Origin of the sequence: Acinetobacter higginsii, assembly GCF_000369845.1 — a bacterium.
In the GTDB taxonomy this organism is placed as follows: domain Bacteria; phylum Pseudomonadota; class Gammaproteobacteria; order Pseudomonadales; family Moraxellaceae; genus Acinetobacter; species Acinetobacter higginsii.
Window position 1 is genome coordinate 14283 of record NZ_KB850217.1, and the last position, 25701, is coordinate 39983.

The 25701-nt window shown below is 43.2% G+C and carries 28 protein-coding genes; 13 read left to right on the forward strand and 15 right to left on the reverse strand.

Annotated features, from left to right (window positions below; genetic code table 11):
* Nucleotides 1–14 precede the first annotated feature (14 nt).
* Together F885_RS06515 and def are read right to left on the reverse strand one after the other, a co-directional pair.
* Nucleotides 15–452, reverse strand: a complete 438-nt coding sequence (locus F885_RS06515; protein ID WP_005319691.1) for a DUF2946 family protein — start codon at nt 450–452, stop codon at nt 15–17.
* A 19-nt stretch (nt 453–471) separates the two neighbouring features.
* Entirely contained in the window at nt 472–1002 is a 531-nt protein-coding gene (def, locus tag F885_RS06510; RefSeq protein WP_005319693.1) for a peptide deformylase, read from the reverse strand.
* A gap of 122 nt (nt 1003–1124) precedes the next feature.
* Here def and F885_RS06505 point away from each other — a divergent pair, with 122 nt between their 5' ends.
* Genes F885_RS06505 through F885_RS06495 form a run of 3 tightly spaced genes read left to right on the forward strand, consistent with a single transcriptional unit; the run spans nt 1125 to nt 4023 of the window.
* Entirely contained in the window at nt 1125–2276 is a 1152-nt protein-coding gene (locus F885_RS06505; RefSeq protein WP_004802007.1) for a LysM peptidoglycan-binding domain-containing protein, read from the forward strand.
* Between the two features lie 10 nt (nt 2277–2286).
* Nucleotides 2287–3417: a DNA-processing protein DprA gene (gene dprA, locus F885_RS06500; RefSeq protein WP_005319695.1), complete on the forward strand. Its 1131-nt coding sequence runs from the start codon at nt 2287–2289 to the stop codon at nt 3415–3417.
* Between the two features lie 36 nt (nt 3418–3453).
* The gene (locus F885_RS06495; RefSeq protein ID WP_005319698.1) at nt 3454–4023 is read left to right on the forward strand and encodes an L-threonylcarbamoyladenylate synthase type 1 TsaC; all 570 of its coding nucleotides are present in this window, start codon (nt 3454–3456) and stop codon (nt 4021–4023) included.
* A gap of 394 nt (nt 4024–4417) precedes the next feature.
* On the opposite strand, the gene F885_RS06490 is transcribed toward F885_RS06495, so the two are convergent.
* Both F885_RS06490 and F885_RS06485 read right to left on the reverse strand, forming a co-directional pair.
* Nucleotides 4418–5338, reverse strand: coding sequence for a DMT family transporter (locus tag F885_RS06490; protein WP_032859607.1), 921 nt, complete (start codon nt 5336–5338; stop codon nt 4418–4420).
* Between the two features lie 103 nt (nt 5339–5441).
* Complete coding sequence (locus tag F885_RS06485) at nt 5442–6095, reverse strand: TetR/AcrR family transcriptional regulator (RefSeq protein WP_407636631.1); 654 nt, start codon at nt 6093–6095, stop codon at nt 5442–5444.
* 137 nt (nt 6096–6232) lie between these two features.
* On the opposite strand from F885_RS06485, the gene F885_RS06480 reads away from it, so the two are divergent.
* The 5 genes from F885_RS06480 (at nt 6233) to F885_RS06460 (ending at nt 11181) form a co-directional block, all read left to right on the forward strand.
* A complete protein-coding gene (locus tag F885_RS06480) occupies nt 6233–7456 on the forward strand; it encodes an MFS transporter (protein WP_005319707.1) in 1224 nt (407 codons plus the stop codon).
* A gap of 289 nt (nt 7457–7745) precedes the next feature.
* A complete protein-coding gene (locus F885_RS06475; protein ID WP_005319710.1) occupies nt 7746–8960 on the forward strand; it encodes an MFS transporter in 1215 nt (404 codons plus the stop codon).
* Between the two features lie 14 nt (nt 8961–8974).
* Nucleotides 8975–9748, forward strand: a complete 774-nt coding sequence (locus F885_RS06470) for an AraC family transcriptional regulator (RefSeq protein ID WP_005319712.1) — start codon at nt 8975–8977, stop codon at nt 9746–9748.
* Nucleotides 9749–9866: 118 nt separating this feature from the next.
* Complete coding sequence (locus tag F885_RS06465; protein WP_005319715.1) at nt 9867–10412, forward strand: glutathione peroxidase; 546 nt, start codon at nt 9867–9869, stop codon at nt 10410–10412.
* Nucleotides 10413–10584: 172 nt separating this feature from the next.
* Nucleotides 10585–11181, forward strand: a complete 597-nt coding sequence (locus tag F885_RS06460) for a hypothetical protein (protein WP_005319718.1) — start codon at nt 10585–10587, stop codon at nt 11179–11181.
* Nucleotides 11182–11275: 94 nt separating this feature from the next.
* On the opposite strand, the gene F885_RS06455 is transcribed toward F885_RS06460, so the two are convergent.
* From F885_RS06455 to F885_RS06410, 10 genes are all read right to left on the reverse strand, one after another.
* Nucleotides 11276–11695, reverse strand: coding sequence for a F0F1 ATP synthase subunit epsilon (locus tag F885_RS06455; RefSeq protein ID WP_004801986.1), 420 nt, complete (start codon nt 11693–11695; stop codon nt 11276–11278).
* A gap of 17 nt (nt 11696–11712) precedes the next feature.
* Nucleotides 11713–13107: a F0F1 ATP synthase subunit beta gene (gene atpD, locus F885_RS06450; RefSeq protein WP_004801985.1), complete on the reverse strand. Its 1395-nt coding sequence runs from the start codon at nt 13105–13107 to the stop codon at nt 11713–11715.
* 27 nt (nt 13108–13134) lie between these two features.
* Entirely contained in the window at nt 13135–14004 is an 870-nt protein-coding gene (gene atpG, locus F885_RS06445) for a F0F1 ATP synthase subunit gamma (protein ID WP_004801983.1), read from the reverse strand.
* An 89-nt stretch (nt 14005–14093) separates the two neighbouring features.
* Entirely contained in the window at nt 14094–15638 is a 1545-nt protein-coding gene (atpA, locus tag F885_RS06440; RefSeq protein ID WP_004801981.1) for a F0F1 ATP synthase subunit alpha, read from the reverse strand.
* A 42-nt stretch (nt 15639–15680) separates the two neighbouring features.
* On the reverse strand, nt 15681–16217 hold the full coding sequence (locus tag F885_RS06435; RefSeq protein WP_004801979.1) for a F0F1 ATP synthase subunit delta: 537 nt from the start codon (nt 16215–16217) through the stop codon (nt 15681–15683).
* An 11-nt stretch (nt 16218–16228) separates the two neighbouring features.
* Nucleotides 16229–16699 (reverse strand): F0F1 ATP synthase subunit B, encoded by a 471-nt coding sequence (locus F885_RS06430; RefSeq protein WP_004801977.1) that lies wholly within the window; start codon nt 16697–16699, stop codon nt 16229–16231.
* Nucleotides 16700–16738: 39 nt separating this feature from the next.
* Nucleotides 16739–16984, reverse strand: coding sequence for a F0F1 ATP synthase subunit C (gene atpE / locus F885_RS06425; protein WP_000424060.1), 246 nt, complete (start codon nt 16982–16984; stop codon nt 16739–16741).
* A gap of 82 nt (nt 16985–17066) precedes the next feature.
* Nucleotides 17067–17942 (reverse strand): F0F1 ATP synthase subunit A, encoded by an 876-nt coding sequence (gene atpB / locus F885_RS06420; RefSeq protein ID WP_004801976.1) that lies wholly within the window; start codon nt 17940–17942, stop codon nt 17067–17069.
* 100 nt (nt 17943–18042) lie between these two features.
* Nucleotides 18043–18441 (reverse strand): ATP synthase subunit I, encoded by a 399-nt coding sequence (locus F885_RS06415; protein ID WP_004801974.1) that lies wholly within the window; start codon nt 18439–18441, stop codon nt 18043–18045.
* Nucleotides 18442–18611: 170 nt separating this feature from the next.
* Nucleotides 18612–19451: a metal ABC transporter substrate-binding protein gene (locus F885_RS06410; protein WP_005200703.1), complete on the reverse strand. Its 840-nt coding sequence runs from the start codon at nt 19449–19451 to the stop codon at nt 18612–18614.
* Nucleotides 19452–19671: 220 nt separating this feature from the next.
* Here F885_RS06410 and F885_RS06405 point away from each other — a divergent pair, with 220 nt between their 5' ends.
* The 3 genes from F885_RS06405 to znuB are packed head-to-tail and all read left to right on the forward strand — an operon-like array spanning nt 19672 to nt 21743.
* Entirely contained in the window at nt 19672–20169 is a 498-nt protein-coding gene (locus F885_RS06405; protein ID WP_004801969.1) for a transcriptional repressor, read from the forward strand.
* Nucleotides 20142–20930: a zinc ABC transporter ATP-binding protein ZnuC gene (znuC, locus tag F885_RS06400; protein ID WP_005319724.1), complete on the forward strand. Its 789-nt coding sequence runs from the start codon at nt 20142–20144 to the stop codon at nt 20928–20930. The genes F885_RS06405 and znuC overlap by 28 nt, the downstream gene beginning before the upstream one ends.
* A gap of 3 nt (nt 20931–20933) precedes the next feature.
* The gene (gene znuB / locus F885_RS06395) at nt 20934–21743 is read left to right on the forward strand and encodes a zinc ABC transporter permease subunit ZnuB (protein WP_004801966.1); all 810 of its coding nucleotides are present in this window, start codon (nt 20934–20936) and stop codon (nt 21741–21743) included.
* Between the two features lie 9 nt (nt 21744–21752).
* Here the strand turns inward: znuB and F885_RS06390 are convergent, their stop codons facing one another.
* Nucleotides 21753–22376 carry a LysE family transporter gene (locus F885_RS06390; protein WP_005319728.1) on the reverse strand — a complete coding sequence of 208 codons (624 nt, stop codon included), beginning with the start codon at nt 22374–22376 and terminating at the stop codon, nt 21753–21755.
* Between the two features lie 157 nt (nt 22377–22533).
* On the opposite strand from F885_RS06390, the gene F885_RS06385 reads away from it, so the two are divergent.
* Both F885_RS06385 and argS read left to right on the forward strand, forming a co-directional pair.
* The gene (locus tag F885_RS06385) at nt 22534–23454 is read left to right on the forward strand and encodes a Dyp-type peroxidase (RefSeq protein WP_005319731.1); all 921 of its coding nucleotides are present in this window, start codon (nt 22534–22536) and stop codon (nt 23452–23454) included.
* 172 nt (nt 23455–23626) lie between these two features.
* Nucleotides 23627–25417 (forward strand): arginine--tRNA ligase, encoded by a 1791-nt coding sequence (gene argS / locus F885_RS06380; protein WP_005319734.1) that lies wholly within the window; start codon nt 23627–23629, stop codon nt 25415–25417.
* Nucleotides 25418–25701: the final 284 nt, after the last annotated feature.

A 25701-nucleotide genomic window follows, 5' to 3' on the forward strand; every position in this document is an offset into this window, starting at 1 on the left:
AATAAAGTTTTAATTTATGCAAAGAGTGGCGGAGCCCGCCCTTGAGGCAATAAGAACAACCGTTGCAGTGCAAAATAAACATGCTTAAAGGCTTGTTGATACGCAACTAAACGGATTTGGATACGGACCAAAACCTCTTTCACCCCCAATTCAGGCGGCAATACCAGATTGGCATAGACCGTACAGTACTGACATTGGTGGTTAGGATCGTGATGATCATGTTGTGGCATCGACACTTGAACATGTTCAAGTTGATGCTCATGCTGCAAAGATGCATGGCCCGAATGGCTGTGCGAAGCTTGTAGCTTAGGCAACAGCAACGCCTGAGTAATGGTTTCACAGACAGGCGCGATTTGATATTGCTTCGGAAGTAGCGGCTGCAAGAAAACCGCAATCTGCAAACAGACCGCGGTTAAAGCCAGCAGCAAGCCACAACGAAACAAAGAAAACATCTTAAATAATGTCTAGCGCTTAACGTTTGACAGTGACTTTTTCTTTTTCACGTTGGCGAACCACTTTTTCCACTTTCTCACGTGCACGTTGACGCTTTAATGGCGATAAATAATCGACAAAAAGTTTGCCATTTAAGTGATCCATTTCATGTTGGATACAAACAGCGAGAAGTTCGTCAGCTTCTAACACAAATGCTTGACCTTCAAGGTTAATTGCCTCGATTTTTACGCGTGACGGACGCTCAACTTTGTCGTATATTTGAGGCACAGAGAGACAGCCTTCTTCATAAGGCTGCGTATCTTCGGTCAGTGGAATGACTTTGGGGTTAATGAACACCATCGGTTGGTTTTTCTCTTCAGAGATGTCCATAACAATAAGCTGAATATGATGATCAACCTGAGTTGCCGCTAAACCTATACCCGGTGCCTCGTACATGGTTTCAAACATATCTGCTGCAAGCTGACGAATATCATCAGTGACTTCTTCGACTGGTTTGGCGATGGTACGAAGGCGGGGATCAGGAAAACTTAGAATAGGTAATAAGGCCATACAGTCGTCCTCACTTATGCCATTGATCAAAAAACCAACTAAAGGGAATACTTGATCAAAAAATTGTGTGTAAAGTCGTTATTATAACGCAACTACACACATAATTATTAGGAATTATGATAATGAAAAAGGTTTTAAACGGCATACACTCATTTCATGCCTTGGGGTTAAAAAAACAACTGATTGCCGCTGCAATTTGTGCGGGATTAGGCATGAGCATTAATTTCGCCCACGCAGCCAGCCCAAATGTCAGTCCACCGTCAGTGAAAGTCGGTGCGCCACATGTTTATGTGGTGAAAAAAGGCGATACGCTTTGGGATATCTCAGGGAAATTTTTAAGTAAGCCTTGGCGCTGGCCAGAAATATGGGCAAGCAATAAGCATGTGAAAAACCCGCACTGGATTTATCCGGGCGATCGCTTACTGCTGTGTAGCTTGAATGGAAAACCATTGATTGGTAAAGATGAAGGTGATGGTTGTGATGGGATTATCCGTCGCTATACAGGCAATACCTCAAATTTACGTCCTCAAGTCCGTGTTGAGGCCTTGAATAATAGTGTTCCTGTCATTCCTTTGGCACATATTCAACAATGGTTAGAGCGCACTTCGGTGCTACCAGCAGACGCGATTGCCAATACCCCTTATATCCTGGGCACAGCAGACAACCGCGTACTTGCAGGTAAAGGCCAAAGTGTTTATGTTCGTGGTAAAGGCCTTGAAAACGGTCAACGTTATGGAGTATTCCGTGAAGGTGAGCCATACATTGTATTGGACCAAAATGGCAAGAAACAGAATCTTGGGGTTGAACTGACGCAAGTGGCTTCAGCTGTTGCCATTCGCAATGAAAATGACATCACCACGGTTGAGCTTACCGATAGTTATAACGGTGAAGTCCGTCGTGGCGATCGGGTGATGGCTGAACAGGATGCCATGCTACCGACTTTATTCTACCCAATTGATGCCAATCAGGTAAAAGACGGCGGCAAAATCATTCGTGTAATGGGTTCAATTGGCACAGCAGCCAAAAATGGGGTGGTCACCGTTGATCGTGGCACCGCTGATGGCGTTGAAATTGGTCAAGTGTTTAGTGTCTATCAAGATGGTGAAGTGGTCAGAGATCCAAAAACCAAAGAGAAAGTGAAACTCCCTGGACAATACCTAGGTAGCGCCATGATCTTTAAGAGTTTTGATCGTATCAGCTACGCCTATATCCTTGAAAGCGAGTTACCGATCAAGCTTGGCTCGGATATTAAGCCACCTCGTTTAGATGACTAAGTAAACGCCTATGTTGAATCAATTATCACCTCATCACTATCACACTGTGTTGGTGTGGTACTTGGTTCAGCATTCGCTGTCGAGTTTCAGCAAAATTCAGCAGCACTTTGGTGGTTGTGAACAAGCAACACAGCCTCATCGTTTCTCAGAATGGTCTCAGCTGAGCTTACACGCCAATCACTTAAAACGTTTAGCAGAATTTCAAAGCCCTCAGGGTCAACAACAGTTCCAACAACTTCTTGATCTGGTTTGCAAATATAGCGATTTTATTTTAACGCCTGATGATATTGGCTACCCAACTCAACTGCTGCCTTATGTAGATCGTCCTCCCATTTTATTTGGACAAGGTCAAGCACAGGCCTTATTACAACCACAGATTGCCATGGTGGGCAGCCGTAAACCGAGTCCACATGGACGCCAAGTCGCTTATGATTTTGCCTATTATTTAAGTGAAAAAGGTTTTTATATCAGCAGCGGACTCGCACATGGGATTGATCAGGCCGCACATCAAGGTGGATTGGCCCATCAACGGACCATTGCAGTGACGGGTACAGGCCTCGATAGCGTCTACCCGGCTCAGCACAAACAACTGGCACAACAAATCACCCAGTCTGGGGCCATCGTAACTGAGTTTCTGCCGACCACGATGCCCTTACAACAACATTTTCCAAGGCGCAATCGTATTGTCAGTGGTCTTAGCCTCGGTGTCTTAGTGGTCGAAGCGGCACTCAAAAGTGGTTCATTAATTACCGCGAATGAGGCAGCAACCCAAGGTAAAATGGTATTTGCGATTCCAGGGCATATTTATAGTGAACACCATCAAGGCTGTCATCAACTGATTCGCGAAGGTGCAATTCTGGTCGATCATCCTGAACAAATCATCGAAGATTTAGCACTACCAACGCAATGGCAAACCCAACAACAAACAACCGAAGAAGCACCTATCGCCCCTCCTACCTTACCCAACCATCTGATTGCACTTTATCAAGTTTTAGATTGGGTCGGACAAGACCTAGATCAGTTGATTCAACGTCACCCGATGCCAATTGCGGAACTGACTGCACAATTAATGGAATTGGAATTACTCGGTTTATGCATGCAACAAGCAGGACGCTATTTACGTTGTCGCCCAATGTATTAAACTAGTCATACTCTCTCCTGTTTTCACATACATCCCATGATGACTTCCTCTATTTCTGAAGCAGCTCAACTTTTAAAGCAAGGACAAGTTCTGGCTTATCCGACAGAAGCAGTTTGGGGATTGGGTTGTGATCCCTTCAATGAGCAGGCATTTCAGGAAGTTCTGGAACTGAAACATCGTCCCGTTGAAAAAGGCGTGATCTTATTGGCTGGGCATTTAGACCAAGTCGAACATTTACTGCAAGGCTTGAGTACTGATCTGCGTCAGCAAGTGATTGCAAGTTGGTCGAATCGCCTTGAGACAGAACGTGCCACAACATGGCTACTGCCTGCTGATCAAAGTATTCCAACATGGATCAAGGGACAGCATCCTTTGGTCGCAGTTCGTGTCACGACACATCCACTATGCATGGAACTATGCCAACAATTTGGCGGCTTTATTGTCTCTACCAGCGCCAACCCAGCAGGTCTCTCACCCGCACAAAGCTTAGAAGAAGCGCAGCATTACTTCAGCACTTCATTACATTATCTCGAAGGTGATTTAGGGTTGAGTCGAGAACCAAGTCGCATTTTGAATGCACTGACAGGTGAGGTTGTTCGCGCCTAATTAGGTGAATAGCGGACAAAAAAAAGCTCAGTTATATAGGGATAACTGAGCATAAAAAGGATGTGTATAATCACATCCAGAGGGTCTGTAAATTTGGTGAGCAACCTATTCATTCTAAAAATGAATCATCTTGCTGTGGTTGCTATTATGAGGGAATCGTCCCATTTATACAAATATATTATTTATCTAACAAAAAGTGTGAAAAGCGTACCAATTTTGTCACTTCGTCATTTTCAATAAAATTATATTTATATTTTTATTCAGCTTTTTTTTGATCGTAAATTTAGTAAATCTTAAAAATATATTTGCAAATCATATAGAAAGCACAGTCATAAAAAAATATTTTTGGTGCGTTTGTTGATATTTTAAACAAACGCACCATCAACTTTCACATTTAGGATGCAGATTCAGCCAGCGGAGCCGATACTTTAACCGTTTTCTTCTGCGCCATAATGATCCCCATCAGAATCATCAAACCACCAATGGTATGATAAATTGTCCAGTGCTCTGACAACCAGAAACTAGCGATAATCGCAGTGAATACCGGCATTAAATTCATAAAAATACTGGTACGATTTGGGCCAATCGCCTGTACAGCGACCATCCATAATAAAGGTGCAATTAATGAAGGGAACATGCCCGCATACAGAACACTCGCGGCATTCTGAGCATTAATCCCATCTAGGCCAAACCAGAGCAAGAATGGGACGTGATACAGCAACGCAAAACCAATTTGTACATACAAGCTGCTTAATAAAGGAAGCTGTAGCTGCCATTTTTTCAAGAACACGCCATAAAACGCATAGAAACCCACAGCCAATACCATGACTGCATCGCCCCAGTGCCCGCCTTGATCAAATAAGTTTGACAGGTGGCCTTGACTCATCACATAAATCAAGCCTGCAAAAGATAAAAGACTGCCAAAAATCGCAAAACGATTCGGTGCATCTTTTAAAATAAAATAAGAGATAAAGATGGTAAAGATCGGGACAAAGGCATTCACAATGCCCATATTGGTCGCAGTCGTATAGTGAGCAGCGGTATAAGATAAACCTTGGTACAACACCATACCAAAAGCACTGAGTATGGCTAATTTAGGAATCAACGGACGAATTACAGCGCGTTGTCGCCATACTTTCGGCAACATAAACGGTGTCAAAATAATAAAGGCAACAAACCAACGATAAAAACTGATACTTACAGGCGAAATATAGTCCGCCACATAGCGTGTCACTGCAATATTCAACGACCAAATCAAAACCGCAATCAAGGGCAATACGAAGGCCCACTTTTGGTACTTACTTAACTGACCCATCATTTTCTCACCCTATCTCAGCAATGAGAGTATTGTGGAAGATGTCCAAAATAATTGAAATATCGTATTTCAGACATTTATATCGCAGTCACGACATCGTGGCTTAGAACAGCTCCCATGCGCGCATCGCGTGTTCAACCACCTTATGCAGTTGTTCAACCGTCGCCCCATCTCGTGCTTGAATCGTCAGACCCTGCACAACCGTTGCATAGAAGTCTGTCATTTCCTGTAAAGGCGCTGTTGCTGGCAAATCCCCGTTGGCAACTCCCTGTTCTAAACGCTCAAACAGTTTTTGCTTGGTCTGCAAACGTTTTTCCAAAATATTGTGTTGCACCGCCTGTGCATTGTCCGAGCAGTTCATGGTCGCGACAACCAACATACAACCTGTCGGTTTATTGGGTTGAGCCAAACGTTTGACGTTGTCATATAAATAAAGCTCAAATGCAACTTTGGCAGTTTTGGCTTCTAAAAAAATAGGAACAATCGGACAAGCTTCATGGGCCAAATAATAGTCGATGCATTTATAAAACAGCCCAGCTTTATCACCAAAGCTACTATATAAGCTCGGTGCAGTCAGCTCTAGCGCTTGTGTTAAATCGCTGATCGACGTGGCTTCATAACCATGCTCCCAAAATAGCAACATGGCTTTTTCCAGAGCCTGCTGCTCGTCAAAACACTTTGGACGGCCACGCTTTTTTTTCAAGCTGTCATCACAGGGTGTTGGCAGAGGATCAGGTGCATTTGTCATAACAGTCACAGGTATTTTCATAACGATCACTATCAAATTAATTGACGCAGCAACATTAATCAACTATTTTATTTTATATCGATCGTTATAAAAAATTAATACTTTTCAATTTTATTGTTATCTAATTAACAATAAAGGGAATTTTTATGGAAAACCCATCTGCAACTGACCTCAGCTCACTGGAGTCAAACCCCTCGCAAGGGAACTGGCTCGCATTGCTCTCCGTTACCTTCAGTGCTTTTGCCTTGGTCACAGGTGAGTTTCTTGCGATTGGTGTACTCAATGACATCGCACGGGACTTTCAAGTCTCTGTAGGAACAGCAGGTCTAACCGTTTCATTGACCGCAATCGTCGGCATGTTTGCTGCTGTGCTGATTCCCATTTCGGCGAAGACACTAGATCGGCGTACTCTATTACTGATGCTCACTCTGTTAATGATTGTTGCCAATCTTCTCACAGCTTTTGCACCTAACTTTATCCTGCTGTTAGTCGGACGTATCATTCTGGGCGTTGCCGTTGGCGGATTCTGGGCCACTGCGGTTGCTTTAAGCGGTCGCCTTGCACCGCCTCATTTACCGATTGCCAAGGCAACGGCTTGGGTAGCCTTCGGAGTGACCTTGGCCAGTGTATTGGGGGTGCCGATGGGCACGTGGTTGGCTCAATATAATGGTTGGCAGACCTCTTTCACGGCAATTTCATTGATGGGGGTATTGCTGTTTATCTTCCAGTATCTATATCTGCCTCAACTCAAACCCGCCTCTTCATTGCGTTGGAAAGAACTTCCGATCCTGTTGCAACATCCTGCAGCGCGTAAAGGTCTGATCATCTTTATTTTTATGGGCTTTGCACATTTTGCGGCTTATAGTTATTTTTCTGCCTTTTTTAAGCATCAACTAGACTTCTCTGATGGTCTGATTAGCCGTTTACTGCTGGTGTATGGGATTGCAGGGATTTTTGGTAATATTTTTGCTGGCTATCTGGGGCAGAAGAATATCCGTTATACCTTTGCAGTCAGTGGTATCACTTTCTTCTTTGCCTTTCTGTGCTTACCACTGTCTGGCGCACATGTCATCTCAGCAATTATATTGACTGCTTTATGGGGCTTTGCTTATGGCATTATCCCAACCGCAGTCAACATCTGGATGTTTACCCATGCGCCTGAAGCCGTTGAAAAAGGCATGCCAATGGTGACATTGACCTTTTTAATCTTGATTGCGCTGGGCAGTATGTTTGGTGGCATTATCGTGGATTATTTTAATGGTACGGTCTTATTTTTCGCCATGCTGCCACTGGTCCTCTGTTCTCTAGTATTGATCTTTACGCTGGCACGAGGTCTGAACAATCCTAAAGTCCATTATCAAAAGCAATAATATATGCAGAGATAATACTGAATTGCCCCCTGCTTAGGTATTTCTTCTATCCGCATCATGACTGGTCGCCTCGACACAACCTGTTAAGGCGACCTATTGATTCATTTCCACGTGACTTTCTCAAGCTATGCATATTTCTCATAAGCCTTACAAATATTTTTATAATGATCACTATTAAATTAATTGACGACCTTGAATTTATCTACTATTTTATTTTATAGCGATCGTTATAAAAACTTAATTTATTCTTAACCCTTTTGTCATCTTAATGACAAATAAGGACATTCACATGGAACAATCCACTTCCTCAGATGCACGACCCATCGAAACCACACAAGGCAGTTGGTATGCAATTTTAGCTGTTGCCATTGGTGCTTTTGCATTAGTGACCAGTGAATTCTTGCCCGTAGGCGTACTGAATAGTGTCGCGGCGGACTTAAATATTTCCGTCGGGACTGCAGGTTTAATCATTACCTTACCTGGTGTAATGGCAGCAATTGCTGCACCGCTATTACCCATTTGGGTCAAACAGCTAGATCGTCGTTATGTATTGATCTTACTGACTGCAATTATGGTCATTGCCAATACCATTACGGCATTTGCCGATAACTTCAATGTGCTATTGCTCAGCCGGTTGGTACTCGGAATTTCAATTGGTGGCTTCTGGGCAACCGCAATCGCGCTCAGTGGCAAGCTTGCACCACCCCATTTACCCATCGCCAAAGCCACTGCGATTGTGATGGCGGGTGTTACTTTTGCAACCGTCCTAGGCGTTCCAATCGGGACATGGCTGAGTGAATTCTATGGTTGGCGCAGTGCATTCGGCATTACTGCGGTGATTGGACTGCTGGTTTTGGTTCTACAAGTGATTTTCTTGCCTAAACTGAAACCTGAGTCTGCCATTCATTTACGCGACCTACCTGCATTATTGCGTACCCCCAAAGCACGTAGCGGTATGTTGATCGTGTTACTGATTGGTCTTGCTCACTTCTGTGCCTATAGTTACTTGGCCCCCTTCTTTAAAAATATTGCAGGTTTTAATGGAACCACCATTAGCTCATTGCTTCTGCTTTATGGCATTGCAGGTATTTTTGGTAATGCCTTTGCAGGCTATAGTGGCAATTTAAATGTGCGCTATACCCTTGCCTTTGTCGGGATCTGTTTTGCCATCGTCTTCTTTGGCTTCCCAATCTTTGCAATTCATGAGTTTGGTGCCATTGTACTGACCGCCTTATGGGGTTTTGCTTTCGGTGCGTTCCCGACCTCAGCCAATATCTGGATGTTTGTGCATGCCCCTCATGCTGTGGAGAAAGGTATGCCTCTGTTTGTGGGCATGTTCCAAGTCATGATTGCCACAGGTTCACTACTCGGTGGTTATGTGGTTGATCATTTCAATGAAAATATCTTAATTTATGGTGTAATTAGTTTTGTTGCCTTAGCTTTGATTAGTATTTTTACTTTAGCCAAAGGTCTAAACAATCCTAAAGTGACCTACGAAAACTAAAATGAGCCCCTCAAATGAAGCATGATGTTGCTGAACAATTTCCCTTTTTACACGGTATAGAAGTCCATGAATTTCTATATCAAAAAGACGATATTGTCACACCTCATTCTTCACTTTGGGGTGATTTCAATTTCAGTTTGAATGGAACTTTAGAGTTTGATATTGAAGGTAAATACTACCTATCACCACCGAGTTATGGATTGTGGTTACCCTCACGAACCGAACATCAATCACTCCCCGTTGAGCATGAAATTCATTATATCTGTATCCGGCTACATCCGAAGTTTGGCGATTTCTTAGGGAATACTTGCCGTTGTTTTAGTATCGAGCCTTTCTTTCGAGCATTGGTACTGCAAATCTTAGAGCAACAAAAACAAGCTGCTCCCCCTGAATATCTCGAACACCTGCTGCAAGTGCTGTTCGATCAGCTCAAACAAGCGCCTGCTTATTCACATTACTTACCCCAAAGTAGCCATCCCATTTTGTCACCAATCTTAGAGAAGCTGTCTGATCCTGAGTTATTTAATAGCAGTTTACAGCAGGTATTAAATAACTTTACAGTGAGCGAGCGGCATGTGCTTCGTCTGAGTCAACAAGAGTTACAACTATCGCTATCAGAATGGCGCAATCGCGCCAAGATTATTTTTGCCATCAATCAAATTCGCCAAGGGATGACCATTAAACAGTTGTCCTTTGCTTTGGGCTATCATCACAGCTCCAGCTTTATTGAGTTCTTTAAGCGCTATACAGGGCAAACACCGATTCAACTTAAAAATGCTTCTCTCTGAAATAAAGGCTTGGTTTTTCTGATTATTTGTATGGATTCATATCAAGAGCATTGCACTCTGCGGCAATAGCAGTTAAAACAAACGGGTATTGTCACAACAACAAATTAGGACGTATTCCATGAGCCAATCGGTTTATCACATTCCAGTTAAAGACATTAAAGGCCAAGAAGTCGATCTAGATCAATATCAAGGCAAAGTCCTGTTGATCGTTAACGTAGCATCAAAGTGCGGTTTAACACCGCAATATGAAGGTTTGGAAAAACTGTATCAAGCCAAAAAAGATCAAGGTTTAGAAATTCTTGGTTTTCCTGCGAATAACTTCTTAGAACAAGAGCCAGGATCAAATGATGAAATCCAGCAGTTCTGCTCACTGAACTATGACGTACACTTCCCTCTGTTCGCAAAAATCTCTGTTGCGGGGGAGGATAAACACGCTTTATATCAAACCCTGACCCAAGCGATTCCAGAGCGTCAAGGCGAAGGTCCATGGTGGAAAGACTTGGTCGATTATGGTTTAACGCCAAACAACCCACCAGAAGTGTTATGGAATTTTGAAAAATTCTTAGTAAATAAGAACGGTGAAATTGTTGCCCGTTTTGCACCAGATATTACTGCGGATGACGAGCGTATTATCAGCGCAATTGAAGCAGAATTAGCGAAATAATTTTGAGAAACAAATAGAAAAGAGCAGTTGATCTGCTCTTTTCTATTCAATACTTAGAAACCCCTTCATCCCTCTGTTTTCATCAAACTGTTGTTGAATTGCAAAAATCACTTCTTTCTCCACACTTTCTCATTATAGTGACCATCTTCTTATAATCTGGTGTCGTTCAGCCATGATGGAAAATCTATCTCTCAAAGCCATTCTCTCTATATCTACACTTGCGGCGGCATTAACGCTCACTGGCTGTGACCAAGCTCCCCAAGATAATGAGCAAGCTGAACAAACAACTACGTTTGAACAGGCAGACACAGCTTCTGAAAATGAAGAAAGCGCAACAACAGTCACCCAAGACACCCAACCCTTAAGTCGTGGCAATATGTTGAACATCGCCCGTGATATTGCCAAGTTGCAAATCGAGACTGATGACTACGTCACGCTGCTTAAGCAATCAAAAAGCAATCTTGAACAAGCGATTCAAGATAAAAATGTCCAAACTTTACAAAGTACCACGGCTACACTCAGCCAAGAGTTGAATGGTTTACATGATGCCTTGCTGGCACTCAATTTAAAAAGTACGGAAGTGGATCAAATTCGCCAAAGCTTATTGAGTGCAAATCAACAGTTGCTGAATATGCCGCTATTGCATGGTCAAACCGATCTTTCAAAAATCGATTTTGCCAAGATAGAAAAGCAATTTAATACGATTCAAATGGATATGGTAAAACTGGCGACTTTAGTGCTAGGAAATAAAGACGAATCAAATACTTAAAAGCATCGATTGTTTAACTTCAAATTCAGATTTCAAAATAGATGAGACATAAAAAAGCCACCTTACGGTGGCTTTTTTATGTCAAACCTGCAAATTACAATGCGCGGTTTTTCATCTTACGAATCGTTTCGAGCTGACCTGCAATCTCAGATAGAGATGCAAGTGCAGCAGCAGAGTCCAAGTCACTCTTTTGATTTGCTAGCAATGCTTCAGCTTGTTTACGAGCATCCAAAATTGCAGCTTCATCTAAATTGTCAGCACGAACTGCAGTATCTGCAAGTACGGTAACAACATGAGGTTGAACTTCTAACACACCGCCAGATACATAAACGATTTCTTCTGTACCATTTTCCAACTGAACACGAATCGGGCCCGGTTGGAGTAAAGTTACGAGTGGTGCATGCCCTGGTAAAATACCAAGCTCACCGCCCGCACCTTTTGCGATTAACATCGTAACTTGTCCAGAGTAAATTGACTCTTTAACACTTACGACATCACATTGCATAGTCGCCATGAGATGATCTCCTTAAATTAGAGTTTCTCAGCTTTAGCAATCACTTCGTCAATACCACCAACCATATAGAACGCTTGTTCTGGGATGTGATCGTATTCACCAGCTAATAGACCTTTAAAGCCACGAATCGTTTCTTTAAGCGGTACTAATTTACCAGGCGCACCAGTAAACACTTCAGCTACGTGGAATGGTTGAGAGAAGAAACGTTGGATTTTACGCGCACGGTAAACAACCAATTTATCTTCTTCTGCTAACTCGTCCATACCCAAGATTGCGATGATGTCTTTAAGCTCTTTATAACGTTGCAATACGTTCTGTACAGAACGTGCAATTTCATAATGCTCAGCACCAACAACCAATGGATCTAACTGACGTGAAGTTGAGTCAAGTGGATCGATCGCTGGATAAATACCAGAAGATGCGATGTCACGGCTCAATACAACTGTTGCGTCTAAGTGAGCAAATGTTGTCGCAGGCGATGGATCTGTTAAGTCATCGGCAGGTACGTATACAGCTTGGATCGAAGTGATCGAACCAGACTTAGTAGACGTAATACGCTCTTGAAGAACACCCATTTCTTCTGCAAGTGTCGGTTGGTAACCTACTGCAGATGGCATACGACCTAACAATGCTGATACTTCAGTACCCGCAAGTGTATAACGGTAGATGTTGTCGACGAATAATAATACGTCACGACCTTTACCATTTTCGTCTTTTTGATCACGGAAATATTCAGCCATGGTCAAACCAGTTAACGCTACGCGTAAACGGTTACCTGGCGGCTCATTCATCTGACCGTAGACCATTGCTACTTTGTCAAGAACGTTAGAATCTTTCATTTCGTGATAGAAGTCGTTACCCTCACGAGTACGCTCACCAACACCAGCAAACACAGATAAACCTGAGTGAGCTTTCGCGATGTTGTTGATCAACTCCATCATGTTAACGGTTTTACCAACACCCGCACCACCGAATAAACCAACTTTACCACCTTTCGCAAACGGGCAAAGTAAGTCGATGACTTTGATACCAGTTTCTAAAAGATCAGTAGAAGCTGCTTGTTCAGCATAAGAAGGGGCTTGACGGTGAATCGGCAAACGCTCTTCAGTCGCTACAGGACCCGCTTCATCAATCGGGCGACCCAAAACGTCCATAATACGACCAAGCGTAGCTGGGCCAACTGGAACAGAAATCGGTGCGCCAGTGCTAGTCACGTTAAGACCGCGTTTAAGGCCTTCAGTAGAACCCATTGCGATAGTACGAACTACACCATCACCAAGCTGTTGCTGAACTTCCAAAGTCGTTTCAGTACCATCAACTTGGAGAGCTTCATAGATCTTAGGAACGCTATTACGTTCAAACTCGACGTCGATAACCGCGCCGATGATCTGAATGATACGACCGCTACTCATTGCTGTCTCCTCAATTCAAAAATAATGTTAAACGGCAGCGGCACCACCAACGATCTCGGAAATTTCCTGAGTAATCGCGGCTTGACGCAGCTTGTTATAAATGAGTTGTAGGCTCTTGATGAGATCGCCTGCATTGTCAGTCGCTGCTTTCATAGCGACCATACGTGCAGATTGCTCACAGGCGATGTTTTCAATCACACCTTGATAAACCATAGACTCGATATAGCGGACCAACAAACCATTTAACAATTCTTCTGCTTCTGGTTCATAGAGGTAATCCCAACCATAAGTACGGTTAAGGTCATCACTCTCTTCTGCTGGTGCTAAAGGAACGAGTTGTTCTACTTTAGGCTGTTGTGTCATTGCATTGATGAAGCCATTTGATACGAGGTAGATACGATCTAATTCGCCCTTATCAAATGCATCAAGCATAATTTGCACTGAGCCCGTTAACTGTTCCAAACTTGGTGTATCACCCAACTGAGTGGTCACACCGAGCACTTTACCGCCGTAGCTCTTAAAAAACGAAACCGCTTTTTGACCAATCAAAGCAAATTCAACTTCAATTGACTGCTCTTGTTGTGCTTTGACATGCTGCACAACTTTCTTAAACAAGTTAATGTTTAAGCCGCCTGCCAAACCACGATCTGAAGACACCACAATATAGCCAACGCGCTTAACTGGGCGCTCAACCATATAACGGTGTTTGTATTCAGGGTTTGCTTGGACTAAGTGAGCAATTACACGGCGCATATTATCGGCATACGGACGGCCCTGAGCCATGCGCTCTTGCGCACGACGCATTTTAGAAGCAGCTACCATTTGCATCGCGCGAGTAATCTTTTGCGTGCTCTTGATACTAGCTACTTTGGCGCGAATTTCTTTTAAATTTGCCATACGCTTAACCTAGTATTCGAAAGCTCTTGCGAGCTTCCGAAGGTTGATCCGTGAACCAAACTTAACTAAAGTTTTAGCTATTGCTAAAATTAGTAAGTTTGAGTCGCTTTGAAGCTTTCAATACCTGATTTGATTGCTGCTTCGATGTCTTTGTTATAATCACCAGTTTCATCGATCTGTTGCATTAACGCAGCTTGTTCAGAGCGGAAGTAAGAAATTAACGCAGCATCAAAGTCTACGATTTTCTTCACTTCTACGTCAGCCATATAGCCTTCGTTAGATGCATAAACAGAAACAGCTTGGTCAGCAATTGAGTAAGGAGCATATTGTTTTTGCTTCATTAACTCAGTTACACGTTGACCATGCTCAAGTTGCTTACGAGTTGCTTCATCAAGATCAGAAGCGAACTGAGCAAACGCAGCCAATTCACGGTATTGCGCTAAAGCAGTACGGATACCACCAGACAATTTTTTGATGATCTTCGTTTGAGCAGAACCACCAACACGAGATACAGAGATACCCGCGTTCACAGCAGGACGAATACCTGCGTTGAATAATGATGTTTCTAAGAAGATCTGACCGTCAGTAATCGAAATTACGTTGGTTGGTACGAATGCAGATACGTCACCAGCTTGAGTTTCAATGATCGGTAACGCAGTTAAAGAACCAGTTTGACCAGTTACTGCACCGTTCGTGAACTTCTCAACATAATCAGCTGAAACGCGCGAAGCACGTTCAAGAAGACGCGAGTGAAGATAGAATACGTCACCTGGATACGCTTCACGACCTGGTGGACGACGTAAAAGTAATGAAATTTGACGGTAAGCAACAGCTTGCTTAGACAAATCATCATAAATAATTAACGCGTCTTCACCACGATCACGGAAGTATTCGCCCATTGTACAACCTGAGTACGGAGCTAAATACTGCATTGCTGCAGGATCAGCGGCCGCAGCTGCGACAACAGTTGTATACGCCATAGCGCCAGTTTCTTCTAGCTTACGTACCACGTTTGCAATTGTTGATTGTTTTTGACCAATCGCAACGTATACACATTTAATGCCAGAATTTTTCTGAGCGATGATCGCATCGATCGCCATTGCTGTTTTACCAGTTTGACGGTCACCAATAATCAACTCACGCTGACCACGACCTACAGGGATCATGGTATCAACTGATTTATAACCAGTTTGAACAGGTTCGTCGACAGACTGACGCCAAATTACACCTGGTGCTACTTTTTCAACAGCATCAGTTAATTTTGCATCAATTGGGCCTTTACCATCAATTGGATTACCCAAAGCGTCTACGACACGGCCAAGAAGTTCAGGACCAACCGGAACTTCTAATACACGACCTGTGCAACGAGCTTTTTGACCTTCTTGAAGGCTTAGGTAGTTACCTAAAACAACGGCACCCACTGAATCCTGTTCTAGGTTCAGTGCCATACCAAATAAGCCGCCGTCGAATTCGATCATTTCACCGTACATTGCATCTGCAAGACCGTGAATGCGCACGATACCGTCAGATACCATGACGATGGTACCTTCATTCTTCGCGGTCGCGCTGGTGTCCAGATCGCCGATACGCTGTTTAATGAGCGCACTGATCTCGGATGGATTCAGTTGTTGCATTGCGCTATTCCTCAATCTTTTTTAAGTTCAGTCTTTTTGCTATTACGCAAGAAGACGAGTCCGCATTTTTTCAAGCTTGTTAAGCGCAGAGTCATCTATCACTTGGTCGCCTGCACGAATCACAACACCTGCGATCAACGCTGGATTAACGTTAACAGTGACATGAACTGTTCTGTTAAAACGTTTTTCAAGCGCATGAGCTAAAATATGCTCTTGTGTCGCATCCATTGGAAAAGCAGATTCAATTTCTACTTCCAATGTGTTGTTGTTCTGCGATTTAAGTAGTTCGTATTCTGTTGCGATTTCAGGCAATAAAACTAAACGATCATTATCTGCAAGCAATGTCAAAAAGTTAGACACTGATTGAGTTTGATCTTCACCTAAAACCTTGGCAAAAAGACCTACTTGTTCCGCAGGAGTCAGCTCAGGGCGATTTAAATAAGCGGAAAATGCTTCATCTTGCACCGCAGCACTGAGCAGTTGTAACGCATTTGACCAAGCGTCAGTTGCATTCTGCTCAGATGCATAAGCAAATGCTGCTTTGCCGTACGGGCGTGCTAACGTCAAGAGTTCAGCCATATTCGCCTCGCTTAAAGTTTAGCAGCCAGCTGATTCAGCATGGCATTATGAGCTTCTGCGTCAACTTGTTGGTTCAGAATTTTTTCTGCACCAGCAACTGCCAAAGCAGCAACTTGTTGACGTAATTCTTCGCGAGCAGAATTGATGTCTTGATCAACAGTTTCTTTCGCCTGTTGACGAATACGCTCACCTTCAGCAGATGCTTGGGTACGCGCTTCTTCGATCAATTGTGCTGAACGACGGTTCGCTTGTTCGATCAATTGAGCCGCTTGTGCTTTTGCTGCGTCTAATTCTGCCTTTACTTGTGCTTGCGCATCAGCAAGGTCAGCTTTTGCTTTTTCAGCAGCGTTTAAGCCATCAGCGATTTTACGCTGACGCTCACTAATCGCATTGATTAGTGGAGGCCAAACAAACTTCATGCAGAATGCGACAAAGATCGCAAATGCAATTGCTTGGCCAATCAATGTGAGGTTGATATTCATTTCGCTATTCCTCAATATGTGGATTTAGGAATTAAGCTATTAACCTACAAATGGATTAGCGAAGATGAAGAACAAGCCAATACCAACACCGATCATAGGCACAGCATCAAGAAGACCCGCAATTAAGAACATACGAGTTTGAAGTTGTGGAGCCAATTCTGGTTGACGAGCAACAGCTTCTAAGAAGCGACCGCCTAAAAGACCAAAACCAATCGCAGTACCTAAAGCACCGAAAGCGATCAAGATAGCAGATGCAATTGCAACTAGACCTAAAGTGAGTTCCATGAAAAATTCCTCAGAGGTTAGGTTATTACCAAATTAAACTAAAATTTAAGCCCAACGATCAGGTGATAGTTAGGCAATACCATTAATGCTTTTCGCTTGCCATGCTCAAGTAAACGATGGTCAGCATCATAAAGATAAATGCTTGCAGCGTGATTACAAGAATGTGGAAAATAGCCCAAGGCACAGATAACGCCCACTGGATCCAGAACGGCAATAATGCGATCAAGATGAAGATCAACTCACCCGCATACATGTTACCGAACAGTCGTAGAGCTAACGAAACTGGACGAGCAAGGAAAGTTACTAATTCCAAAATTAAGTTCACTGGAATCAATAACGCTTTTGCAAATTTGTTACTTGGGTTGAATGGGTTAAGTGCCAATTCACCGACGAAACCGCCGATCCCTTTTTCACGAATACTATAGAACAAAATTAAAACAAATACAGACAACGACATACCAAGGGTAATGTTCGGGTCAGTAGATGGAACAACTTTGAAGTAAACGTGGTGAGGGTCCATACCAAATACGTTTGCACCAATCAATTGAGCTGTATACGGAATCCAGTCAACAGGGATTAAGTCCATTGCGTTCATGAGGAAAATCCACACGAAAATGGTTAATGCCAATGGTGCAATTAAACGTGATTTGCCGTGGAAAGTATCACGAACACTTGAGTCAACAAACTCGATAATCATTTCAATCGCTGATTGGAATTTAGTTGGAACACCTGCATTCGCAGCTCTCGCAACTGTCCAAAACAACAAACAGAAAATCACACCAAGTCCGATAGACCAACCCATTGAATCCAAGTGAATTGCAGTGAACCCCATCGAATGAGCTTCTTCAGCAGTCTCAGCCAATTTCCATGTACCATCAGGCATTTTGCCATAGGTCATATTGGTCAAGTGATGCTTGATATACTCGGTCGAAGTCAGGGCATGTTCTTCAGCAGCCATAAATCACACCTGGTCAATGTCAATCATTAAAAAGAAGTAGAAACGAATCAAGCGGATGGCAAAGATCCCGCCTCTACTTCCAAAAATCTCAAAATGTGTTTTACCCTCGTTTTTGTAGACGTGCCACCCAAAATGGCGCGACCCACGACATCGCTTGTACGAGAATAAATCCACAAAACAATGCAACCGGTGACAGCGGTTTAACATTGCTCAAAATTAATATAAAACCCACGATCACAATCGCAAACTTACCGAGCATTCCTCGGTACATATTCAGCATGACTTGTTTTGATGCTCTTGCGCCTGCCGTTCTAAACGACTGCCAAGCAAAATAACAATGTGCCAACCAACATACCAAAGCCCCAAGCGCAGCACTCAAAGCAGCAGTTGTATCTTTCATTGCCCATGCCAGTAAAGCGGCAACAGGAATCATACATGCTTGTAAGAAGACCAAAGCTTTTGCTAATCGTCGGTCAATCATGCGACTAGTTTGGCTCATTTTTTACCCACTTACAGCAGAACTGCTTGACAAGTTTTAATCATGATCGTTTCGAATCGCAGGCATTATAGAGTTACACCCCTGAACATGCAATCTTTTCTCGACTTAAGTCTGCTTTTTTCGTTACCATATTTTTTGACGTTAGAGTCAATTGATTTTTATTTTTTTGATCAATTTTGTGCACTTATTACGCATTTATCGGTTTTTAAAGCCAATTTTTGCCATGCTGTTACAAAATTGTCTTCACCACGCATGCTTTCATCGACCGATTGGAAAACTACTGGGTTCATTTTTTGGTACTGACTGGCACTTGCTGTCGTTTCGGCCAATAAGCACATTTTATTTTGCGGACGATTATCTCTTAAGTACTTAATCTGAGCTGCCGTTGGGGCAATATGTGGATCATCTGTTAGTGCACCCGCAAATTTTAAGTTCAAGGCACGTTCTAGATACTGATAGGCATCATGATAAGACCAATAGTTTTTGGCTTTATTAGAGCTTTCATATTGTTGTGAGGCTTGCAGCATCTGCTGAGAGAATTCTTTGGCATTGGCCATATATTTGGCTTTATTTTCTGGATATTGCTGCGAACGTAAAGTTGCAATAAAGAAAGCGATACGAACTGCATTATTCGGATCTAACCACACATGACTATCTACTGTGTTCGCCATAGACGCACCACGCAAATTACGCAGCGGTAAAGTCGTTAAAATGCCTGAATCCAATAGCGCAATCGCTTTACGGTTCTGATTTAGCATCTTTTCAAGCGGTGCCTCATGCGCTTTGCCAAGCCAAATCACCAATGAGGCATCTTGAATCGCTTTACGGTGAGCGGGTGTGAGTTGTACGTCATGGCCACTTTGATCTTTTAATAACAGAATCGGTTCTTCTACTCCGTCTGTTACCTCTTTGGCAATCAGATAAATTGGGTGTGTTGAAACCACCAAGCTTTGTGTCCAGCCCCATGTGCTTAACATCGAAAACAAGACCAAGACAAATAGGCGAGACATCACAACATTACTCAATTTAGCGAAGCATGTTATAATATAACAAAAGTTAAAAAATGCCTATGTCTATTTTTAGATTCGCTGCACTATCCGTCGTGCATTTAACTTATATAGATAGTTATCATAAATTGCATGTTATGATAGCGGGGCTATTGCGACACTATTCAGACACTTCATGTCAGTGAAAATTCAATAGGCTCTACAAAAACAATGAGGTCAATCTATGAGTTCTTGTTCACATGAACATGACAATGCTTTACATGGTGTTCACGGTCATCACGATATTAAAGCGCGCCTTGCCGAAGCAGAAATTTTATGTACTGCGACTGGCGCTCGTCTGACACCTTTACGTAAAGAAGTACTTGAACTCATTTTAAATGCATCTGCACCGATGGGTGCTTATGACTTATTGGCTAAAATTAAAGGCCAAGCAGACCGCCCTGCTGCGCCTCCTACGGTTTACCGTACTTTAGACTTTTTATTAGAAAAAGGCTTAATTCATAGACTTACATCTATTAATGCCTATATTCCTTGCTGTCATCCACGTGAAGGCCATCAAGCGGCTTTTCTGATCTGTACGGAATGTCATTCTGTGAAAGAAGCCTCAGCACAAGGTTTGATCCAGCAACTCGATCAACTTGCGTCATCAGACCAGTTTTTAGCGCAACATAGCATTATTGAAATCTCTGGAAAATGTCATCAGTGCAGCACACGCCAGTAAGCACTCCACTTATTCAACTGGAGAAAATCTCAGTTCGTCGTGATGAGCTGGATATTTTAAGAAATGTAGATTTTGCCTTGCAGGCAAAAGAAATTGTGACGTTGATTGGTCCCAATGGCGCAGGTAAATCTACATTGATCAAAGTGCTACTAGGTATCATGCCGCCGAATACAGGCAAAGTTCACTTTTCTAAAAAATTAAAAATGGCCTATGTTCCGCAGAAGTTTAACCCTTCCGCGAGCCTACCTTTACGTGTACAAGATTTACTTGATCTAGAAGTCTGCGAACAAGCGTTACGCGAAGAGATTATTCGCGACACAGGCATTCAAAAATTACAGTCATCCAAAGTACAGCAACTTTCAGGTGGTGAACGGCAACGGGTGTTATTGGCTCGTGCTTTATTGCGTCAACCCGATATTTTAGTACTAGATGAACCAATGCAAGGCTTGGATATTCAGTCCGAAGCTGAGCTTTATGAATATGTCCGCAGTTTGCCTGAACGCTATGGCTGTGCTGTGTTGATGGTGTCACATGATCTACAATGGGTGATGCAAGGTACACATCGCGTAGTCTGCCTTAACAAACATATCTGCTGTAGTGGTTTACCTGAAAGTATTCAACAGCATCCAGAATACCAAGCGATTTTTGGCACCCAACGTATGTTCTATCAGCATCATCACAATCACTGTGGGCATAGTGATCATGCCGAACCGTGTTCACACGATCCACGCCCACATATTCACCCTGAGCCAAAGGTCTAAGCCATGATGGAATGGTTACAACTCCTCCTCCCTGCTTGGATCATGGGGTCACTGCTGGTTTTTCTAACGGCGCCTCTCGGCTGCTTGATGCTTTGGCGCAGAATGTCTTTTTTTGCCGACACCATGGCACACGGCACCTTACTGGGTGTCGCGGTTGCAGGGATTCTGAATTTACCTTTTTGGCTGGGTGTCGCTTGCCTTGCGCTGTTGCTGGTTGCTCTGCTGTGGGTTTTGCACGATTCGCGTCTACCCAATGATGCATTACTCGCTTTAAGCTCTGCCACCCTCCTCTGCTCTGGTCTGCTACTGATTCAACAAGTACCAAGTTTGCGCCCTGAATTGCTTAGCTATTTATTCGGTGATTTACTCAGTATCGAGTGGGCTGATTTACCCATGTTTGCCGTGGTGATTGCAGGTGCATTAATCGTACTTTATCGTTCGTGGTCAGCGCAGATTCAAATTGCGATTGATCCAGATATCGCCATGAGTGAAGGGGTCAGTGCCAATTGGCAACGTTTGATCTTCATGTTGTTATTGGCACTGTTTACCGTATTGGCATTACGTGCGGTCGGTTCATTATTGATGGGTGCTTTACTGGTGATTCCAGCCCTGAGTGCACGCTTATTGGCGCACTCACCAAAACAAATGGTGGTTTGGGCATTTGTGTTGGCACAGCTCGGGGTTACGGTTGGCCTATGGTCGAGTGCTGCACTGAATATTTCTACAGGCTTAAGTATTGTTCTGTGTATGGCACTTTGCTTTGCCGCTATTTTCATCACGCAAAAACTCAAAAGCCAAGCTCAATCTGCCTAAATCAGGCAGTCAGCTTGACTGTTGGATCGCACTTAATAAAAGTGCTGCACCACTAAACATCACCGCAAAACCACGGTTTAAATATTTTTGCTGTGTCGGTGAGCGAAGCAATCTCAATACTTTCGAAGCCAGTCCGGTATAGCCCGCCATGATAATCAGATCGATCGTCACCATCGTGACCGCCATAATTAAGTATTGCAGCCATTGCGGTCGACTCAAATCTAGAAATTGCGGTAAAACAGCCAGCAAGAATACAATGGCTTTAGGATTACTCATATTCACCACAAAGCCTTTCAATATTAAGGCGATCGCTGATTGAGGTTGTTCCTGTCGAATCTCAATCGCCTGAATCGGTGCAGTCCACTGCTTATACGCCAAATAGACCAAATAAGCGACGCCAAACCATTTCACCACCTGAAAAGCCAAAGGTGTAGTCGCAAACAGCACACCAACACCTGCTGCCACAATCAGGATTTGTAGCAACAATGCCACTTGTAAACCAATGACATTCCAATAGCCATGTCGAAAGCCGTAGTTGAGGCCACTCGACATTGACGCAATTGCGCCCGCGCCTGGAGAGATGCTAATCACCCAGCACGCCAACATAAAAGCAAACCAAATCTGCAAAGACATAACAACAGCGTCGAACAATAAAAGGTGAATTATACTGTTTTATTGAATAGTTACGATGATTTTTTAGGCAATAAAATTTCTTAAATAAACTACTCAGCCCAACCAACATCAGGCACAATTATCGTTTTCCCCTTAAAAATAACTAAGGAGTTTTTTAATGACTGCGCAATCTGTCATTCTTCCATTACCTTCTGACCACGCCCGCTTTATTGTTTTACGTTTAAAAGATCTAAGCATTGCCGAATTAAAACAACAGATTGAAGCTCTCCTTTCGACACGTGACCGTTTGATCACACAACACCCGAATGACCAGATTAAAACAGCCATCGCTTTTGGTCCCGAACTTTGGGCACAACTCTATTCGCAAACACCTGAAGGTTTTAAACAGCTCGATCCGCAACAAGGTGCGTTTAATATGCCAGTGGTGCCAGCGGATGTATTTATTCATCTTGCCAGTGCCCGTGCAGATATTTGTTTTGCCATGAGCCAAGCTTTTTTTAACGGCATTCAAGACAAAGTCGAAGTCCTAGATGAACGTGCTTGTTTCCGTTTCTTTGATGGCCGTGATATGACAGGCTTTATTGATGGAACAGAAAATCCGCAATTTCCAGATGACCGTGCCGAAGCAGCATTACTACCAGAAACAGCAGGGGCCTTTGCTGATGGTAGCTTTATCTTTGCACAACGCTATATCCATGACCTAGCAAAATGGCAACAACTGAAAGTTGATGCGCAAGAGCATGTGTTTGGCCGTACCAAACTTGAGTCAATTGAGCTTGATGATGATGTAAAACCAGAAAACTCACATGTGGCACGTACAGTCGTTGAAGACGGTGAAGGTGAGGAAATGGAAATCTTGCGTCACAGCTTGCCTTATGGTGATGGCAAAGGTGAGCAAGGCTTATTCTTTGTCGCTTACACCAACAATTTAAGCATTATTGACGAGATGCTGAAACGTATGTTTGGGACCACAGGTGATGGCATTCATGATCGCTTGCTGCATTTTACTACCGCAATTGATGGTGCTTATTACTTCGCGCCAAGCGATGAATTATTAGAACAGATTTTAGAAGATTAGAACCAGCAGATGCTATGTTTATCAATGACATAGCATCTGTATGACCACCAAATTTCTACTCACGCCAAAAAGATTTATGTGAATATGTTAATTCCGCACAAATCCCACTCCCCTTAAGCCGATAAAATTTGCTATATTGGTCGTTTTTCCGCGACATTTATTTTCGGTAACTATGAATACGGCAATACAAGCAGCTCTCGATCATGCGGTACAAACCCTGCAACAACAAGGTGTACTTCCTTCAGATTGGACCAACACGAGCCATTTAACCCGTACCAAAGACCGAAGTCACGGAGACTTTGCTTCAAATATCGCCATGATCGGCTCAAAAGTTGCAGGTATGAAACCTCGCGCTCTCGCTGAAAAAATCTTGGCAGCCCTGCCTGAAGTCGCTGACATTACCAAAGCAGAAATTGCAGGTCCGGGTTTTATCAACTTCTTTTTGAATGCTGACCAACGCTACGCGGTACTCGACCAAATTCAAGCACAAAAAAATGATTATGGTCGTAGCCAAGCCAACGCAGCTAAAAAGATCCAAGTCGAGTTTGTCTCAGCAAACCCAACCTCTAGCCTGCATGTCGGCCATGGTCGTGGTGCAGCTTATGGTATGACCGTTGCGAATCTATTAGAAGCGACAGGTGCAACCGTTGATCGTGAATACTATGTCAATGACGCAGGTCGTCAAATGGACATTTTGGCGACTTCAACTTATTTACGTTATTTAGAATTGACGGGACAAACTTTAGTTTTCCCTAAAAATGCCTACCAAGGCGACTACGTCAAAGAAATCGCACAAGAAATTATTGATAAAGATGGCAATGCACACGTTCGTGCCGTTGCTGACATCTATAAAGATGTACCAGAAGATGTTCAATACGCTGAAGAACTCGATGCAGAAGGCAACAAAGTTGTGCTTTCTGGCGATAAAGAAAAACACATTGATGGTTTGATCGCAAACTCACAACAACACTTGGGTGCGGACTACCGTGTTTTCCATCAAGCAGCGTTACATGCCATCTTAGATGACATCAAAGATGACTTGGCTGACTTTGGCGTGACCTTTGACAAATGGTTCAGTGAAGACTCTTTAACTGACAAAATTGACGAAGCGCTTGAGACATTAGACCAGCGTGGTTACCTCTATGAAAAAGAGGGTAACATCTGGTTTAAATCAACTGAATTTGGTGATGAAAAAGACCGTGTGGTGAAACGTCGTAATGGTCAAACCACTTACTTCGCCTCTGACATTGCTTATCACTTAAATAAATTACAACGCGGCTATACTGACCTGATTGATATTTGGGGTTCAGACCACCACGGTTATATTTCACGTGTCAAAGCTGCCATTGATGCAATGGGCTATGACTCGAAGAAATTGACTGTGCTTTTGGTTCAGTTCGTAAGCTTGTGGCGTGGCGGTGAGATGGTACAAATGTCATCGCGTTCGGGTCAGTTCGTGACTTTACGTGATCTACGTAAAGAAGTGGGTAATGATGCCGCACGTTTCTACTATGTGATGCGTAAGTCTGAACAACACATCGACTTTGACCTTGATCTTGCGGTTTCACAAAGCAAGGACAATGCGGTGTATTACATTCAATATGCCCATGCACGTATTTGTCGTATGTTAGAAAAAGCAGCCACTACAGGGATCAGTTTTGATGCTGTTGCAGCGCGCGAGCAAGCCAATCGTTTAGAACTTGATGCTGAAACAGAAATTCTGTCTAAGCTTGCTGCTTATCCTGATATTTTAGTCCGTGCGGCAAATGTCTATGAACCACACCAAATTGGTAACTATCTTAAAGAGTTAGCTGCCCTATTCCATGCTTGGTATAATGAGCATAAGGTTTTGGGTGATGATGTGGCACTGACTCAAGCACGTTTATTGCTTTCAATCAATGTACAGCAAGTTTTACACAATGGCTTAGAATTACTCGGTGTCTCCGCTCCTGAGACCATGTAAAAAGTGAAGCGAAAGCTTCACACATGGTCGCAAGACGGAGGGCTGTGCCCGAAGTAACCATGTAAACAGCAAAGCAACGCTTCACACATGGCTGTAAAACCAAAAGCTATGCTTGAGGTGGGCTGTAAAACAGCAAAGCAACGCTTTGCACATCGTCGCAAGACCAAAGGCGATGCCTGAGGTAAAACGGCAACCCGTAAATCAAAGCTTAAACAGATGTAAACTTAAACCATGATTGTTAAACAATATGGTAAACAAAGCATTATTTTCAAACATAATGCTTT

Bases quoted from the DNA above. Each gene is read 5' to 3' on its own strand.
- F885_RS06465 (WP_005319715.1), top strand. From the start codon at position 9,867: ATGAGCCAATCGGTTTATCACATTCCAGTTAAAGACATTAAAGGCCAA.
- atpG (WP_004801983.1), bottom strand. From the start codon at position 14,004: ATGGCAAATTTAAAAGAAATTCGCGCCAAAGTAGCTAGTATCAAGAGC.
- F885_RS06515 (WP_005319691.1), bottom strand. From the start codon at position 452: ATGTTTTCTTTGTTTCGTTGTGGCTTGCTGCTGGCTTTAACCGCGGTC.
- F885_RS06475 (WP_005319710.1), top strand. From the start codon at position 7,746: ATGGAACAATCCACTTCCTCAGATGCACGACCCATCGAAACCACACAA.
- F885_RS06470 (WP_005319712.1), top strand. From the start codon at position 8,975: ATGAAGCATGATGTTGCTGAACAATTTCCCTTTTTACACGGTATAGAA.
- argS (WP_005319734.1), top strand. From the start codon at position 23,627: ATGAATACGGCAATACAAGCAGCTCTCGATCATGCGGTACAAACCCTG.
- F885_RS06505 (WP_004802007.1), top strand. From the start codon at position 1,125: ATGAAAAAGGTTTTAAACGGCATACACTCATTTCATGCCTTGGGGTTA.
- atpA (WP_004801981.1), bottom strand. From the start codon at position 15,638: ATGCAACAACTGAATCCATCCGAGATCAGTGCGCTCATTAAACAGCGT.
- F885_RS06415 (WP_004801974.1), bottom strand. From the start codon at position 18,441: ATGAGCCAAACTAGTCGCATGATTGACCGACGATTAGCAAAAGCTTTG.
- F885_RS06455 (WP_004801986.1), bottom strand. From the start codon at position 11,695: ATGGCGACTATGCAATGTGATGTCGTAAGTGTTAAAGAGTCAATTTAC.
- dprA (WP_005319695.1), top strand. From the start codon at position 2,287: ATGTTGAATCAATTATCACCTCATCACTATCACACTGTGTTGGTGTGG.
- F885_RS06460 (WP_005319718.1), top strand. From the start codon at position 10,585: ATGATGGAAAATCTATCTCTCAAAGCCATTCTCTCTATATCTACACTT.
- def (WP_005319693.1), bottom strand. From the start codon at position 1,002: ATGGCCTTATTACCTATTCTAAGTTTTCCTGATCCCCGCCTTCGTACC.
- znuC (WP_005319724.1), top strand. From the start codon at position 20,142: ATGTCATCAGTGCAGCACACGCCAGTAAGCACTCCACTTATTCAACTG.
- F885_RS06385 (WP_005319731.1), top strand. From the start codon at position 22,534: ATGACTGCGCAATCTGTCATTCTTCCATTACCTTCTGACCACGCCCGC.
- F885_RS06480 (WP_005319707.1), top strand. From the start codon at position 6,233: ATGGAAAACCCATCTGCAACTGACCTCAGCTCACTGGAGTCAAACCCC.
- atpD (WP_004801985.1), bottom strand. From the start codon at position 13,107: ATGAGTAGCGGTCGTATCATTCAGATCATCGGCGCGGTTATCGACGTC.
- atpB (WP_004801976.1), bottom strand. From the start codon at position 17,942: ATGGCTGCTGAAGAACATGCCCTGACTTCGACCGAGTATATCAAGCAT.
- F885_RS06430 (WP_004801977.1), bottom strand. From the start codon at position 16,699: ATGAATATCAACCTCACATTGATTGGCCAAGCAATTGCATTTGCGATC.
- F885_RS06490 (WP_032859607.1), bottom strand. From the start codon at position 5,338: ATGGGTCAGTTAAGTAAGTACCAAAAGTGGGCCTTCGTATTGCCCTTG.
- F885_RS06410 (WP_005200703.1), bottom strand. From the start codon at position 19,451: ATGTCTCGCCTATTTGTCTTGGTCTTGTTTTCGATGTTAAGCACATGG.
- F885_RS06435 (WP_004801979.1), bottom strand. From the start codon at position 16,217: ATGGCTGAACTCTTGACGTTAGCACGCCCGTACGGCAAAGCAGCATTT.
- F885_RS06495 (WP_005319698.1), top strand. From the start codon at position 3,454: ATGATGACTTCCTCTATTTCTGAAGCAGCTCAACTTTTAAAGCAAGGA.
- atpE (WP_000424060.1), bottom strand. From the start codon at position 16,984: ATGGAACTCACTTTAGGTCTAGTTGCAATTGCATCTGCTATCTTGATC.
- F885_RS06390 (WP_005319728.1), bottom strand. From the start codon at position 22,376: ATGTCTTTGCAGATTTGGTTTGCTTTTATGTTGGCGTGCTGGGTGATT.
- F885_RS06405 (WP_004801969.1), top strand. From the start codon at position 19,672: ATGAGTTCTTGTTCACATGAACATGACAATGCTTTACATGGTGTTCAC.
- znuB (WP_004801966.1), top strand. From the start codon at position 20,934: ATGATGGAATGGTTACAACTCCTCCTCCCTGCTTGGATCATGGGGTCA.